The 14,836-nt window shown below is 64.0% G+C and carries 17 protein-coding genes; 11 read left to right on the top strand and 6 right to left on the bottom strand.

Annotated elements, in window-relative coordinates:
• The first annotated feature begins 237 nt into the window (after positions 1-237).
• The 4 genes from VK792_RS14395 (at position 238) to VK792_RS14380 (ending at position 4,869) form a co-directional block, all read left to right on the top strand.
• Positions 238-870, top strand: coding sequence for a glutathione S-transferase family protein (locus VK792_RS14395; protein ID WP_326298288.1), 633 nt, complete (start codon positions 238-240; stop codon positions 868-870).
• Between the two features lie 11 nt (positions 871-881).
• Positions 882-2,093: an acetyl-CoA C-acetyltransferase gene (locus tag VK792_RS14390; protein WP_326298286.1), complete on the top strand. Its 1,212-nt coding sequence runs from the start codon at positions 882-884 to the stop codon at positions 2,091-2,093.
• A 3-nt stretch (positions 2,094-2,096) separates the two neighbouring features.
• Positions 2,097-2,573 (top strand): hypothetical protein, encoded by a 477-nt coding sequence (locus VK792_RS14385; protein WP_326298285.1) that lies wholly within the window; start codon positions 2,097-2,099, stop codon positions 2,571-2,573.
• A gap of 94 nt (positions 2,574-2,667) precedes the next feature.
• The gene (locus tag VK792_RS14380) at positions 2,668-4,869 is read left to right on the top strand and encodes a 3-hydroxyacyl-CoA dehydrogenase NAD-binding domain-containing protein (RefSeq protein WP_326298284.1); all 2,202 of its coding nucleotides are present in this window, start codon (positions 2,668-2,670) and stop codon (positions 4,867-4,869) included.
• Positions 4,870-5,005: 136 nt separating this feature from the next.
• On the opposite strand, the gene arsC is transcribed toward VK792_RS14380, so the two are convergent.
• The 3 genes from arsC to VK792_RS14365 are packed head-to-tail and all read right to left on the bottom strand — an operon-like array spanning position 5,006 to position 6,737.
• Positions 5,006-5,347, bottom strand: coding sequence for an arsenate reductase (glutaredoxin) (gene arsC / locus VK792_RS14375; protein WP_326298282.1), 342 nt, complete (start codon positions 5,345-5,347; stop codon positions 5,006-5,008).
• A complete protein-coding gene (locus VK792_RS14370; RefSeq protein ID WP_326298280.1) occupies positions 5,344-6,402 on the bottom strand; it encodes a quinone-dependent dihydroorotate dehydrogenase in 1,059 nt (352 codons plus the stop codon). Before VK792_RS14370 ends, arsC begins: the two co-directional genes overlap by 4 nt.
• Complete coding sequence (locus tag VK792_RS14365) at positions 6,399-6,737, bottom strand: DUF952 domain-containing protein (protein WP_326298279.1); 339 nt, start codon at positions 6,735-6,737, stop codon at positions 6,399-6,401. The genes VK792_RS14370 and VK792_RS14365 overlap by 4 nt, the downstream gene beginning before the upstream one ends.
• 202 nt (positions 6,738-6,939) lie before the next feature.
• Here VK792_RS14365 and VK792_RS14360 point away from each other — a divergent pair, with 202 nt between their 5' ends.
• A complete protein-coding gene (locus VK792_RS14360; protein ID WP_326298277.1) occupies positions 6,940-8,496 on the top strand; it encodes a bifunctional metallophosphatase/5'-nucleotidase in 1,557 nt (518 codons plus the stop codon).
• A gap of 128 nt (positions 8,497-8,624) precedes the next feature.
• Here the strand turns inward: VK792_RS14360 and VK792_RS14355 are convergent, their stop codons facing one another.
• The gene (locus tag VK792_RS14355) at positions 8,625-9,122 is read right to left on the bottom strand and encodes a DUF4405 domain-containing protein (protein WP_326298276.1); all 498 of its coding nucleotides are present in this window, start codon (positions 9,120-9,122) and stop codon (positions 8,625-8,627) included.
• A gap of 85 nt (positions 9,123-9,207) precedes the next feature.
• On the bottom strand, positions 9,208-9,609 hold the full coding sequence (locus VK792_RS14350) for a GFA family protein (RefSeq protein WP_326298275.1): 402 nt from the start codon (positions 9,607-9,609) through the stop codon (positions 9,208-9,210).
• Between the two features lie 84 nt (positions 9,610-9,693).
• Here VK792_RS14350 and VK792_RS14345 point away from each other — a divergent pair, with 84 nt between their 5' ends.
• The 5 genes from VK792_RS14345 to VK792_RS14325 all read left to right on the top strand — a co-directional run bounded on the left by VK792_RS14345 (position 9,694) and on the right by VK792_RS14325 (position 13,553).
• The gene (locus VK792_RS14345) at positions 9,694-9,993 is read left to right on the top strand and encodes a DnaJ family domain-containing protein (RefSeq protein WP_326298273.1); all 300 of its coding nucleotides are present in this window, start codon (positions 9,694-9,696) and stop codon (positions 9,991-9,993) included.
• Positions 9,994-10,083: 90 nt separating this feature from the next.
• On the top strand, positions 10,084-11,280 hold the full coding sequence (locus VK792_RS14340; protein WP_326298272.1) for a class I SAM-dependent methyltransferase: 1,197 nt from the start codon (positions 10,084-10,086) through the stop codon (positions 11,278-11,280).
• 3 nt (positions 11,281-11,283) lie between these two features.
• Entirely contained in the window at positions 11,284-11,949 is a 666-nt protein-coding gene (locus VK792_RS14335) for an SOS response-associated peptidase (protein ID WP_326298270.1), read from the top strand.
• A gap of 129 nt (positions 11,950-12,078) precedes the next feature.
• Positions 12,079-12,426, top strand: a complete 348-nt coding sequence (locus VK792_RS14330) for a hypothetical protein (RefSeq protein ID WP_326298269.1) — start codon at positions 12,079-12,081, stop codon at positions 12,424-12,426.
• A gap of 140 nt (positions 12,427-12,566) precedes the next feature.
• Positions 12,567-13,553, top strand: coding sequence for a LysR family transcriptional regulator (locus tag VK792_RS14325; protein ID WP_326298268.1), 987 nt, complete (start codon positions 12,567-12,569; stop codon positions 13,551-13,553).
• A gap of 4 nt (positions 13,554-13,557) precedes the next feature.
• Here VK792_RS14325 and VK792_RS14320 read toward each other — a convergent pair whose 3' ends face one another.
• Positions 13,558-14,316, bottom strand: a complete 759-nt coding sequence (locus tag VK792_RS14320) for an alpha/beta fold hydrolase (RefSeq protein WP_326298267.1) — start codon at positions 14,314-14,316, stop codon at positions 13,558-13,560.
• Positions 14,317-14,390: 74 nt separating this feature from the next.
• On the opposite strand from VK792_RS14320, the gene VK792_RS14315 reads away from it, so the two are divergent.
• Complete coding sequence (locus VK792_RS14315) at positions 14,391-14,765, top strand: hypothetical protein (protein WP_326298266.1); 375 nt, start codon at positions 14,391-14,393, stop codon at positions 14,763-14,765.
• Positions 14,766-14,836: the final 71 nt, after the last annotated feature.

The raw sequence follows: 14,836 nt of genomic DNA, 5'->3' as shown, positions 1-14,836 counted from the left end.
ACCGGTCCGCGCCAAATCGGGGTTTACCCTTGCGGGCGGACCGGTGGGCCATCACCTTGCACGGTCATCGGCTTCCCAGCCTGTACCGTGGCACCAATCTGGCCGAGGCAGTGTTAACAACCGGTAACCAAAGCAGTCCTTTCCCATCATCTTGCTGCAAATATCCTGCAGGGGGTGCGGGGGATGCAAAATCCCCCGCGTGCGCCCTCGTCACAAATGAAACGTGAGGCCTCTGACATGACCATCAAACTTCATTGCTTCGGGGAATCCGGAAATTCCTACAAGGCGGCGCTGGCGCTGGAGCTTTCGGGGCTCGACTGGGAGCCGGTGTTCGTCGACTTCTTCAATGGCGCGTCGCGCACCCCGGAATTCCGCGCGGAAAACGTGATGGGCGAGGCGCCCCTGCTGGTCGATGGTGAGTTCAGGCTGTCGCAATCGGGTGCGATCCAGCAGTGGATCACCGACAGGACTGGCAAGTTCGGGGGGGCGCCCGAGGACAAGTACGAGGTGCTGCGTTGGGTGTTGTGGGACAATCACAAGCTGTCCTCGATGGCGGGGATGACGCGGTTCCTGATGAATTTCCTGCCCGAGAAGCATCGCAACGCCGACGTGATCGCCTTTTGCCAGGGGCGGTTGAAGGCGACCTATCACGTGCTGAACAGCCACCTCGAGGGACGCGACTGGATTGTCGGGGACGGTCTGAGCAACGCCGACCTGTCGTGCTGTGCTTACCTCTATTATCCAGAGCCGTTTGGCTTTGACCGTGCCGAGTGGGCGCATATCGACCGCTGGCTGAGCAACATCCAGAACACCCCGGGGTGGAAACACCCCTACGATCTGATGCCCGGAAACCCGTCGGACCGGGCCTGAAGGAGACGACCATGACAGATGCCTATATCTATGACGCCGTGCGCACGCCGCGTGGCAAGGGCCGCAAGGACGGCAGCCTGCAAGAGGTGACCGCGGTGCGGTTGTCCACACAGGTGCTGAACGCGCTGAAGGATCGCAACGGGCTGGAAGGCCATGCGGTAGAGGATGTGATCTGGGGCAATGTCACCCAGGTGGGCGAACAGGGGGGCTGCCTGGCACGTACCGCGGTTCTGGCTTCGGACCTCGATCAAGCCATTCCCGGGCTGGCGATCAACCGGTTCTGCGCCAGTGGCATGGAGGCGGTGAACCTGGCCGCGAACCAGGTCAAGGGCGGTGCGGGTGATGCCTATATCGCCGGTGGCGTGGAAATGATGGGCCGGGTGCCCATGGGCAGCGACGGGGCGGCGATTGCCGTGGACCCCAGCATCGCAATGGAGACCTATTTCGTGCCGCAGGGCATTTCTGCCGACCTGATCGCGACCGAGTATGGGTTCACCCGCGACGACGCCGATGCGCTGGCGGTGGAATCGCAGCGCCGGGCCAAGGCGGCCTGGGACGACCGGCGGTTCGACAAATCCATTGTCACCGTGCGCGACGTCAACGGGCTGGCGATCCTGGACCATGACGAATTCATACGTCCGGGCACCGACATGCAGGGGCTGGGTGCGCTCAAGCCCAGTTTCAAGGACATGGGTGAGGTCATGCCGGGCTTCGACAAGGTGGCGTTGATGAAATATCCGCATCTTGAGCGGATCAACCACATCCACCACGCCGGCAATTCCTCGGGCATCGTCGATGGCTCTGCCGGGATCCTGATCGGCAACAAGGAATTCGGTGAAAAATGGGGGCTTAAGCCGCGCGCCCGGATCAAGGCCACCGCAAAGATCGGCACCGATCCAACCATCATGCTGACCGGTCCCGTGCCGGTGACACAAAAGATCCTGGCAGACAGTGGCATGGCGATTTCTGACATCGACCTTTTCGAGGTGAACGAGGCATTCGCCTCGGTCGTGCTGCGCTTCATGCAGGCATTTGACGTCGATGCCGACCGCGTTAACGTTAACGGTGGGTCGATTGCGATGGGGCATCCGCTTGGGGCCACCGGCGCGATCATTATCGGTACGCTGCTGGACGAACTGGAACGCAGCGGGAAGGGCACCGGCCTGGCCACGTTGTGCATTGCAAGCGGGATGGGGGCGGCGACCATCATTGAAAGGGTTTGATCCATGGCCACGGCGCGCGACATCTATCAGGCAAATCTTGATGCGGTGACCCGCGCGCTGTGGACTCGGGACCTGGAACTGATGTTGCGACACCTGGCCATCCCCAACATGATGTTGACCGCGGATCGTGAGATCGTGCTGAGCTCGGCGCTCGAAATGGAAATCGCGATGAACGACTTCCGAGACCATCTCGGACGGTTGGGGGCGCAGGAATATCACCGGGTCTGCAAGGACGCGGTGTTCCTGGACAAGGACCGCCAGACGCTGGCGGGGCGCCATGTGACGTATATCCTGCGCGAAGGCGAGCAGATCATGGCCCCTTACTGGAACGACATGACGCTGTTGCTGATCGACGGCCAGTGGAAAGGCACGCGGATTGAATCCACGGCCTGCAACGCGGCCTTCCCGATCATCTGCGATGACATGGCCCGCGGCCAGAAATCCGAGATCGCAAGCCGGACAAGAGCCGGCAAGGAATGATCCGCGGCGCCCGCTTGGTTCCGGGCGCCTGCGACCTATGAAACGAACTGCCCTGCCGGCAAGGTCCGCATGGGCACCCGACCTGGAGACCAAGATGACAGATTTCACGATGTCCACCGATGCCGACGGCATTGCCACCCTCGTCTGGGACACCCCCGGCAAGTCGATGAACGTGATGAGCCTTGAGGCGTTTCAACTGCTCGACAGCCTGATCGATCAGGCGCTTGCGGACGACGCCGTCAAGGGCGTGATCCTGACCTCGGGCAAGCCGGACAGCTTTGCCGGGGGCATGGACCTGAACGTTCTGGCCAAGATGAAGGAAGATGCAGGTGACGAACCGGCGCGCGGCCTGTTCGAAGGCATCATGCGCACCCATGGCATCCTGCGGAAGATCGAACTGGCCGGGATGGACCCCAAAACCAAGAAGGGCGGCAAGCCGATCGCCGCCGTTCTGCCGGGCACCGCGCTGGGCATCGGTCTGGAAATCCCGCTGTCCTGTCACCGCATCTTTGCCGCCGACAATCCCAAGGCCAAGATCGGCCTGCCGGAAATCATGGTCGGCATCTTCCCCGGCGCGGGCGGCACCACGCGGCTGGTGCGCAAGCTGGGCGCGATGGGCGCATCGCCCTTCCTGCTGGAAGGCAAGCTGTCGGATCCGAAAAAGGCCAAGGCAGCCGGCATCATCGACGAGGTCAGCGAAGACCCGATGGCCGCCGCGCGCGACTGGGTACTGAGTGCCAAGGACGCCGACCTGGTGAAACCCTGGGACGCCAAGGGCTACAAGATGCCGGGCGGGGCACCGTACCATCCGGCAGGGTTCATGACCTTCGTGGGTGCCTCGGCCATGGTCAACGGCAAGACCCATGGGGTGTTCCCGGCGGCCAAGGCGCTGTTGTCGGCGGTTTATGAAGGCGCGCTGGTCGATTTCGACACCGCGCTGCGGATCGAGGCGCGCTGGTTCACCAATGTCCTGATAAACCCGTCGTCAAGCGCGATGATCCGGTCGCTGTTCGTCAACAAGGAAGCGCTGGAAAAAGGCGCGGTGCGACCTGCCGACGTGGCCGACCAACGGGTGCAGAAGCTGGGTGTGCTGGGCGCGGGCATGATGGGCGCGGGCATCGCGCTGGTCAGCGCGCAGGCGGGAATCGACGTGGTTCTGCTGGATCGCGATATCGCGGCGGCGGAACGTGGCAAGGCCTATACCGCCAGCTACATGGACAAGGGCATCGCCCGCAAGAAGGCCACGCCCGAGAAGAAAGAGGCAATGCTGGACCGGATCACGGCGACCGCGGATTACAATGACCTGGCAGGCTGTGACCTGATCATCGAGGCGGTGTTCGAGGACCCCAAGATCAAGGCCGAGGTGACCGCTGCGGTCGAGGCGGTGATCGGCGAGGACTGCATCTTTGCGTCGAACACCTCGACCCTGCCGATCACCGGGCTGGCCAAGGCCAGCAAACGTCCCGAGCAGTTCATCGGCATTCATTTCTTCAGCCCGGTGGAAAAGATGCTGCTGGTCGAGATCATCAAGGGCAAGCAAACCGGTGACCGCGCGGTGGCCAAGGCGCTGGATTTCGTGCGCCAGATCCGCAAGACGCCGATCGTTGTGAACGACGCGCGGTTCTTCTATGCAAACCGCTGCATCATTCCCTACATCAACGAAGGCATCCGCATGGTGGCTGAGGGCGTGGCCCCCGCGCTGATCGAAAATGCCGCCAAGATGCTGGGTATGCCGCTGGGGCCGCTGCAGCTGGTGGACGAGACCAGCATCGATCTGGGTGCCAAGATCGCACGGGCCACGAAGGCGGCGATGGGCGATGCCTATCCCGACGGCGCGGTCGACGAGGTCATCTTCTGGATGGAAGCGCAGGGGCGGCTGGGCCGCAAGGCGAAGGCGGGCTTTTATGACTACGACGCGGCAGGCAAGCGCACGGGCCTGAGCACAACCGTACAGGCGCAGTACCCGCAGTCGGACGATCAGCCGAGCCTGATCGACGTGCAGCACCGGCTGCTGTTCGTGCAGTCGCTTGAGGCGGTGCGCGCGCTGGAGGAAGGCGTGCTGATGGACATTCGCGAAGGCGACGTCGGCGCGATCCTGGGCTGGGGGTTTGCGCCGTGGTCCGGTGGCCCGCTGAGCTGGCTGGACATGATCGGCGCGCCCTATGCGGCGGAGCGCTGCGACCAGCTGACCGAGGCCTTTGGTGACCGCTTCGCCTGCCCGCCACTGCTGCGGGAGATGGCCGAGAAGGGGCAGAGCTTTTACGGTCGGTTCGCGCCCGCGTCCAAGGCGGCGTGATCTGAACGAGCCCGCGCCTTCGGCGCGCGCACAGGATTGGTCCGGGCCTTGCCCGGACCGGGGAGAGGGGGCGCTGCCCCATCTTTGCCGTTCCGGCAAATTCACCCCGGGAGTATTTTGCGGAAAGATGAAAGGGTCAGAGGAGGTCCCGCACCCGTTCCGGCGGGCGGGCGATCAGGGCCTTGCCGTCCCGGAAGACGATCGGGCGTTCGATCAGTTTTGGGGTTTCGGCCATGGCGCGCAGCAGCGTTGCGTCGTCCATGTCACGGGAGAGGCCCCGATCGCGGAATTCGGGCTCTTTCGGGCGCATCATGTCGATGACGGGCAGGCCGAGCGCGGCCTGCGCGGCGCGGAGGTCATCGAGCGTGGGCGCGTCTTCGAGGTATTTGCGGATGGTGATGTTGGCGCCGCTGTCTTGCAGCAGGGTCAGCGCCTGACGCGATTTCGAACAGCGCGGGTTGTGCCAGATGGTGATCATCGCCAGTCCTCTTTCCCGGTGCCGACGGCATCGGCCACCTGCGCGAACCCGTCGCGGGCGAGCAGGCGGTCAAGCCCGCGGGCGATGTCGGCGGCAAGTGACAGGCCCTTGTAGACAAGAGCGGTATAGAGCTGCACCGCGCTGGCGCCGGCGCGGATCTTGGCATAGGCCTGTTCGGCCGAGCTGACCCCGCCCACGCCGATCAGGGGCAACTGGCCTTCGGTCAGGTCCGACAGGCGGGCGAGGACGCGGGTGGATTTTTCGAACAGCGGCTGGCCGGAGAGGCCGCCCGCCTGGTCACGGTGCACCGATTGCAGGCCGGTGCGCGACAGGGTGGTGTTGGTGGCGATGACACCGGCGACGCCTGAGGCGCGCGCGACCTCGGCCACGTCGGCCAGACCCTGGTCGTCTAGGTCCGGGGCGATCTTCAGGAAAACCGGGATCGGGGTGTCGAGGCCCGCGTTGGCGGCCATGACCCCGGCCAGCAGCGCCGAAAGCGCCGCTTTGCCCTGCAGGTCGCGCAGCTTTTCGGTGTTGGGGCTGGAGACGTTCACCGTGGCGAAGTCAAGGTTCCGACCGCAGCGGGCGAGCACGGTGGCGAAGTCGGCGGCGCGGTCGGCGCTGTCCTTGTTGGCGCCAAGGTTCAGACCGATCACCGCGTCGCGCGGGCGCAGGGCCAGCCGCCGGGCGATCGCCTCCATCCCGTCGTTGTTGAAGCCGAAGCGGTTGATCGCGGCCTGGTCTTCGGTCAGGCGGAAGAGCCGCGGGCGCGGGTTGCCGGGTTGCGGGCGCGGGGTGGCGGCGCCGACCTCGAAAAAGCCGAAACCTGCGCGGCTGAGCCCCAAGAGCGCGGTTGCGTTCTTGTCGAACCCGGCGGCCAGCCCGATAGGGTTGGGCAGGGACAGCCCGGCCACCTGCGTGCGCAGCCGGTCGGAGGTGACGAGCCCCGGCGCCGGGGCGACACCCAGTTGCAGGGCCTTGAGGGCAAGGCCATGCGCGGTTTCGGGGTCCACCTTGTGCAGCAGGGCCAGCCCCGCGCGTTCGATCAGGCTCATGTCATGTCATCCGGGAAGATGTGGCCGTCGGCCCCCAGCGGTAGAGGCGTGTGCCACAGTACGTCGGCCAGCCGCAAAGGTCCGTAGAGATGGGGGAACAGCGCGCCACCGCGCGACGGTTCCCACTTCAGCCCGTCGCCCAGCGTATCGCTGTCCAGCGCCAGAAGGACCAGCCCCTCGGCCCCGGCGAAATGTTTCGCGGCGGTTTCGGCGGCCTGAGTGGCGGTCGAGAAATGCACGAAACCGTCGGCCACATCGACCGGGGCGCCGGGGGTTTCGCCCCGGGCCTGAAGATCGGCCCATTCCGGGCCACGAAGGATTTTATAGATCAGCATGGCGTCCAGATGCCGCCTGTCGGGCAATGCGTCAAGCGACTCTCGCGCTGCGTTCGGTCGACGACACCCGGTGTTTCAAAAAACATGCACGAAAGCGGGCTACAACCCAACAGGGGGTCACGTGACGTTGCGCGAAGCTTTGACTTGCCGCCCAACCCATTGCACGATTGCCCGATAACAAAAACCGACAGAGAGGATTCTCATGTTTATCCGCCTCCTTGGCAGCGCGGCTGCATTGGCGCTTTCCGCAGGTGTCGCAAGTGCCGACTATTCGCTGACCATTCTGCACACCAATGATTTCCACGCCCGGTTCGAGCCGATCAGCAAATATGATTCCGGCTGTTCCGAAGACTCGAACGCCGAAGGCAAATGCTTCGGCGGCTCTGCCCGCCTGATGACCGCAATCACCGAAGCGCGGGCACGGTCGAACAACTCGGTCCTTTTCGATGGCGGCGATCAGTTTCAGGGAACGCTCTTTTATACCTATTACAAGGGCAAGCTTGCCGCCGAGATGATGAACAAGATGGGCTATGACGCGATGACCGTGGGCAACCACGAATTCGACGACGGCCCCGAGGTCCTGCGCGGCTTCATGGATGCGGTCACCTTCCCGGTGCTGATGTCGAACGCAGACTTCAGCGGCGAGGAACTGCTGAAGGACAAGCTGCTGAAATCGACCGTGATCGAACGTGGCGGTGAAAAGCTGGGCCTGATCGGCCTGACCCCGCAGGACACCGACGAACTGGCCAGCCCGGGCCCGAACGTCATTTTCACCGATCCGGTTGACGCGGTGCAGGGCGAGGTCGACAAGCTGACCGCCGAGGGCGTCAACAAGATCATCGTGCTGTCGCATTCGGGCTATGCCGTGGACAAGCGTGTTGCTGCGGAAACCACCGGCGTTGACGTGATCGTGGGCGGCCATACCAACACCCTGCTGGGTGACATGGACGGGGCCGAAGGGCCGTATCCGACGATGGTGAACAACACCGCGATCCTGTCGGCTTATGCCTATGGCAAGTTCCTGGGCGAGTTGAACGTGACTTTCAACGATGCCGGTGAAATCGTCGAGGCCAAGGGCCAGCCGCTGCTGATGGATGCCGCAGTGCACGAAGACGAGGCGACCAAGGCGCGCATCGCCGAAGCCGCTCAGCCGCTCGAGGAAATCCGCCAGAAAGTCGTGGCCAGCGCCGCCGACGCGATCGACGGCTCGCGCGATGTTTGCCGTGCGATGGAATGTCCGATGGGCAACCTTGTGGCCGACGCGATGCTGGCACGGGTCAAGGAGCAGGGCATTCAGATCGCCATCGCCAATGGCGGTGGCCTGCGTGCCTCGATCGACGCGGGCGACGTGACCATGGGCGAAGTCCTGACGGTCTTGCCGTTCCAGAACACGCTGTCGACCTTCCAGGTGACCGGTCAGACCATCATCGACGCGCTTGAAAACGGCGTCAGCCAGATCGAGGAAGGCGCGGGCCGCTTCCCGCAGGTGGCCGGCATTTCCTTCACGGTGACCGCGGGCAACGCCCCCGGCAGCCGGATTTCCGACGTGATGGTCGGTGGTGCGCCGATCGACCCGGCAGCGACCTATGGCGTGGTGTCCAACAACTACGTCCGCAACGGCGGCGACGGCTACAAGATGTTCCGCGATGCCATGAACGTCTATGACTACGGTCCCGACCTGGCCGATGTGACGGCGGAATACCTTGCGGTGAACGCGCCCTACAAGCCCTATACAGATGGCCGCATCACGATGAAGTAACGCGGCTCCCCTGGTCTTTGGTTTTCCAAATACCTCGGGGGGTGCGGGGGGCAGAGCCCTCCGCCTTGCGCGATCGTCCCAAGGCGCGGCCCCGGAAAAAGGGCCGCGCCTTTTTGATTTACCCACCGTCAGGGCGCCTTTGCAAAGGCCACGGCCAACACCTGCATGGCGCGGTCCCGGTCGCCGCCGCTGAGGTCGGTGACCGTCTGGGCACCGTTTTGGGTGTCGAACCCGCCTGCCTGCAATTGCGCGCGCAGTGCGTCCGGCGTCTTGCCGGCCAGGTCGGCGAGCGTTTCCAGCCTGGCGCCCTGCATCGCGCCAAAAGCGATGCGCGGGTCAAAGCCGCTGCCGCCACCGCCCAGCGGCACAGACGTCAGGACCGTGGCCAGCACCCCCAGGCCCATGATCGCAGCAGCCAGCGGGCGTTTGACATAGCAGGTGAAGGCGCGCCAGTTCAGCGCCATGTGGAACAGGAACACGACCATCACGGCCATGCCGATCCATTCATGCGCGACACGGCTGAGTGTTCCGCCGGCATGGAAGAACAACACGATCCCGGTTACCCCGGTGATCAGAAAGGTGGCCGCAGTCAGCGGGGTGGCCCATTTGCGCAGGTTCAAATTCATCGCTTTCGGTTCCTTGAGGTTTCCTGTCCTCCCGAAAGCTTTCACGGCGTTGGCAAGGGATTCGGTCGCGCCTATCGCGTGAATTTCAGAACCACAGGTCCTTTACGTGGCGTTCCATCGGGTCGATGTCTTCGAAACTGTGCAGGCCGTCAAAGCGCAACAGCGGAATCTCTGCAACCGCGCCCGGATCGTCGGCCAGCCGCAGGTTGACCGCGATGGGGCGGTGCCCGGCGTCGTTCGCCCTTCGCCCTTGACAGGCGGCGAGGCAGCCACAGGTCGGGCAGAACAGGAAATCAAGCGATGGTTCCTTGTTGGCGCGGGCCCAGGGTTTGACCGGCCCGTGCACCGCGATCACGCCGCCGTCCCAGTCATAGGCCCAAAGCGTGCCATAGCGGCGGCACGCGGTGCAGTTGCAGGCGGTGGCGTCGGGGGGTGTCCCGTCAAACGTCCAGGTGACAGCGCCGCACAGGCAGGTTCCGGTCAGCATGGGCAATCCTTTTCACATATGGCGGTTTGCGATAGTTTCGTCGGGGATATGCGCCGGTCAAGGCGTTTGACGGAACAGTTTGCCATGGATCATCCCCTGATCGACCTGATCAACGCCAAGATCGCCAAGGCCGAGGCCGAAGGCGAATTCGACAACCTGCCCGGGGCGGGCAAACCGTTGTCGGCCTGCGACGACCCGGAAAACGCCGTGCTGAACCGCATTCTCAGGGAAAACGGCGCGGTACCGGAATTCGTGTCACTGTCCCGGGAACTGGGAAAGCTGCGCGTCGAACTGCGCGAGACCGGCGACCGCACCGAACGGGCGCGGATTCTGAAAGACATGTCGATGCTGCAGGCCCGGATCGAACTTGCCCGCAAGGGCTAGGGCCGGTATTGCCCCGTGTTTCTGTTTCGTGGGCTTGACCCGGGGCCGCTGCCCGGGCAGTCCGTAACGGGTACGGACAAAGAGGGCAGCATGGTCGGCGTCAAGGAGCAGTACGAGGTATACCCCTATCCCGAACGCGACCCCGCGGACGAAGCCAAGCGGTTGATCGCCGGCTCTCCGTCTCATCCGCTGGAGATTGACCATTTCTGTTTTGGCGGTCAGCGCGACTGGTCGCGGCCGTTGTGCGCGCTGGTGGCCGGCGGCGGGACAGGTGACGGGCTGATCCAGTTGGCGCAGGTGCTGACCAGCGCAGGCCGACCGTATGACATCACCTATGTCGATTTGTCCAAAAGCGCCCGCAAGGTTGCAGAGGCACGTGCCAAGGCGCGTGGCTTGACGGGGATCACCTTTGTCACTGGCAGCCTGCTGGACGCGCCAGAACTGGGCCGGTTCGACTATATCGACTGTTGCGGGGTGCTGCACCACCTGCCAGACCCCGATGCGGGGTTCGCCGCGCTGCGCGGTGCCTTGGCAGAAGGCGGGGCGTTGGGCTTCATGGTCTATGCGCCATACGGCCGGTCGGGCGTCTATCCCTTGCAAGAGGCGTTTGGTGCCTTGTTCGACGGTGTCCCCCCGCAGGACCGGCTGGCGCAGGCAAAGGAACTGGTCGCGGCCCTGCCAGAGGGCCATCCGTTCCGCACCAATCCCAATTTGGGTGACCACCGCGAAAGCGACGCGGGGTTCTACGACCTTCTGCTGCACAGTCAGGACAAGGCCTATGACGTGGCCGATCTGCTGGCGACGCTGGGGCGCAGCGGCTGGCGGCTGCAAAGCTTTGCGACACCGGCGCTCTATGATCTGAAACGCATTGCCCCGGTGCCAGACGGCATGGCGGACGCAACGCAAATGGCAGTTGCGGAAAAGCTGCGTGGCTGTCTGCGCCTGCATGTCGCCTATGCCGTGCCCGAGGGCGACACGCGCACCCCGGCCCATGGCCGCAACCGAACGTTGCGGCCGCATCTTCGCGGCGTGCATGCGCGCGCGTTGGCACAGGCCGTGGCGCAGGGCAAACCGCTGCCCATTGCCCATTCCGGGGTCAAGACGCGCGTGACCTTGCCCAGGGACGCCGCACCGTTGATCGCGGGCATCGACGGGCGGCGTAGCCTGAATGATCTGGCACGGGCGACCGGTATGGACCCGTTGCGGTTTGGGGTGCTCTGGGGGCCGGTGGAACGCGAATTGGTGGACTGGGGGCTGATGCTCTATTCCAATCTGTTGCAGGTCTAGGCCATGTGTGGGCGTTTCGCGGTCACCCTGCCACCGGATGCCATGGCACAGATGTTTGCCGCACAGCCTGCGAACGATCTGCCGTCCGTGCCCAACTACAACGTCTGTCCGACGAACGATGTGCACGCCGTCCTGACCGCCGATGGCCAGCGCAGGTTGACTGCCTTGCGCTGGGGGTTTCTGCCGCATTGGTACAAGGCACCGAATGGCGGGCCGCTGCTGATCAACGCGCGAGCGGAAACCATCGCGGAAAAGCCCGCCTTCCGCGTCGCCTGCCGTGAACGGCGGTGCCTGATCCCGGCCACGGGATTCTATGAATGGACCAAGGACGCCGATGGCAATCGCCTGCCGTGGTATATTCACAGCCGTGACGGCAGCCCGCTGGTCTTTGCCGGTGTCTGGCAGGATTGGGCGCAAGGCGATCTGTCGTTTCGCACCTGTGCCATCGTCACCACCGCGGCGAACGAACCGATGCAGGCGATTCATCATCGGATGCCGGTGATCCTGCGGCCTGATGACTGGGCGCTGTGGCTGGGCGAGGCCGGGCATGGCGCGGCCACGCTGATGCATGCCCCTGCCGATGACATGCTGACGTTTCACCGGGTCGCCCCCAGGGTGAATTCCAATCGCGCCGCGGGGCCCGACCTGAATGAACCGTTCGAGAATTAGCGCTGCGGCACCTGTTCGCTTCGTGAATTGAAATCGGCGCGCCGATGCGTCACCATGGGGACAAGAGCAGATACGGCAGGAAAAATCGGGCGGGAACAGTCCGGCAGCCTGTGGAACGAGGCGAGGCAGATGAAATACGTAACCATCGTGGTAATGTTGGCGCTTTTGGCGGGCTGCGGCGGCGGCAAGCGGTCCAAGCGCGAAGATATCCGAGTCACGCGGTTTTCCAGCGGACCGATTTCGGCGGCATGTCTTCAGGCCGACCGCAAGGCTGCGAACCGGGATTTGTGTGGCTGTGTGCAGACCGTGGCGAACCGGTCGCTCAGCGGTGCCGACCAGCGGTTTGCCGCGACCTTCTTCAAGGACCCGCACAAGGCGCAGGAAATCCGTCAGTCCGACAATTCCTCGCACGAAGCGTTCTGGCAGCGCTACAAGGCCTTCGCCGAGGAAGCCGAAGTTCTGTGCCAAGGCTACTGAGTCGCTGAAATCTTTTGCAAGGACAAAAGCACGGACTGCGCTTTTGCGCGCGGGGTGTTTTTCGGTGTGTCGACGGGAAACCGGGTTGACCGGACCAGTAGGCAGTTTAAGAAAAAGCAAAACTGCGAAGAGTGAGTCCGGTGCTGATCAAAGGCGTCACCCTGCGGGGGCTGGAGGTGTTCGAAGCCCTTGCCGCGACCGGTACGGTTGCGCAGGCGGCGGATTTGACCGGTCTTAGCCAGCCTGCGGTCAGCCAGCAAATGCGCAATCTCGAGGCCGCCCTGGGCACCAATCTGCTGGATCATGGCCGCCGCCCGATGCAACTGACCCCGGCGGGGCGCAGTTTTCTGGCGCGGACTCAGACCGTGTTGGGCCAGCTCCGATTGGCCACGAACGAACTGTCGGTGATGGACCTCAGCCACCTCAGCACGCTGAACCTGGGTGTGATCGACGATTTCGACCATGACCTGACGCCACGCCTTGTGACCATGCTGGCAGAAAGCATGACACAGTGCCGATTCAAGCTGATCACTGCTCCAAGCCACGAGATTACCGAGGAAATGACCTCGGGCAGGTTGGATATCGCGGTGGCGGCCACGGGCGGCACCGCGCCAGAAGGCGTTGTGGAGCACAGGCTTGTGCGTGATCCCTTTATCCTCGTGGCCCCGCGCGCAGCGCTGCGCGATGCTGGCGGCGCGGCAGAGGTCACCCGGGCGCTGCCACTGCTGCGCTATGACCGTGACCAGTTCATCGGGCGACAGATCGAAAAACACCTGAACCGCCACAAGCTGGATTTTCCCGAACGGTTCGAAATCGGGGCGCACCTGTCGTTGATGAAGTTGGTGGCGCGCGGTGTCGGTTGGGCGGTCACCACGCCGCTGGGCTACATGCGTGCGGAACGGTTCCATGACGAGATCGAGGCCCTGCCGCTGCCATTTGCGCCCTTTGCCCGCACCATTTCGCTCTACGCCAGCCCGGATTGGGCCGAGGTGGTGCCGCGTGACGTGGCCCGCACCATGCGCAGCCTGATCGAAGACCTTGTGATTTCGCGCGCGCTGCGGCTTTTGCCGTGGCTCGACGGCGAATTGATGGTGCTGGAAGACGGCGGGCAGGTTTCGAAAAGCTGAATGATCAGCCCTCAAGCCACGCGCGTACCGTCGCCTCGAACTCGCGCGGTTTCTCGGCGTGCAGCCAGTGGCCCGCACCGGGGATTTTCGCGAACCGCGCCGCCGGGAACAATTCCTTGATCCGGTCGCGGTGTTCGCGGCGGACATAGTCGCTCTCGGCGCCGGACAGGAACAGAACCGGCCCGTCGAACTGGCCTGCCACATCGGGAAAGCCCAGGATTTTGGGCATCTCGCGTGCCAGCAGGTCAAGGTTCAGCTTCCAGCGCTTGTCCTTCAGGTCCAGCGACTGGGTAAAGAACGACTGCAACGTCGGCTCCGGCACGCTTTCCCGCAACTGCTCGACAACGTCCGACCGTTTTTCGACGCGGGACAGGTCCACCGCCTGCATCGCCCGGATATACTGGATCTGGCTGTGTCCATAGGCCACCGGGGCGATGTCGGCGACCAGCAGGCTGTTGACCAGCGCGGGCCGTGTCAGCGCCAGCACCATCGCAGCCTTGCCGCCCATGGAATGGCCCAGAACATCCGCCCGCCCGCCGTGGGCCTCGATCACCTTGGCCAGGTCGGCGGCCATGTCGGGATAACTGTGGCTGTCGGTCCAGCCACTGTCACCATGGTTGCGCTGATCTACGGCGATGACTTGCCGGTTGTCGCTCAAGCGCTTGGCGATGACACCCCAGTTGCGCGCCGAGCCGTAAAGCCCGTGCACGATAAGAAGCGGCGGCAGGGCGTTGGCCTGCCCATGGACGATGGTGTTCAGCATGGCGCTTGCATAGCGACCTGCGCGCGGCATTGCCAGCGCTTGTAGCGCCCGGCGCGCGGCGATAGATTGCCCGGATGATCGACAGCGACGAAATGGGCAAACGCGTGGCCCGGCTGGAAAAGCTGCTGGCCCAGAAATTCGGCCTGGGTGAGGGCGACCTGGCACGCCGCGCCGCCAAGGCCGGACGCCGCCTGCCGCGCAGTGTGCGCAACGACATCGCGCTGGTCGCTGAAACCGCCCAGACCGCAGGCAACCCCAAGCTGGCGCTTCAGATGCCGGACAAGAAAGTCGCCCGCGCGTTCGAACGGGCCGAGGCCCACCTTTCCGCCATTGACGTCAAGGACCGCCGCAAGGATCAGGTGCTGAAAACCCTGGGCGTGCTGTCGTTCAACCTGATCGTGCTGTTCATCGCCCTGATCGTTCTGCTGCGCTGGCGCGGCTTTATCTAGTGGATTGAATCCAACATTTGGAACCCTCGATTTCTTGCGGCGATGATGTCGTTGGGGTCTGCCCGCCAAAC

This window comes from Mesobacterium hydrothermale (genome assembly GCF_035818635.1).
Lineage (GTDB): Bacteria > Pseudomonadota > Alphaproteobacteria > Rhodobacterales > Rhodobacteraceae > Mesobacterium_A > Mesobacterium_A hydrothermale.
This window is presented reverse-complemented; position numbering and strand designations above follow the sequence as displayed.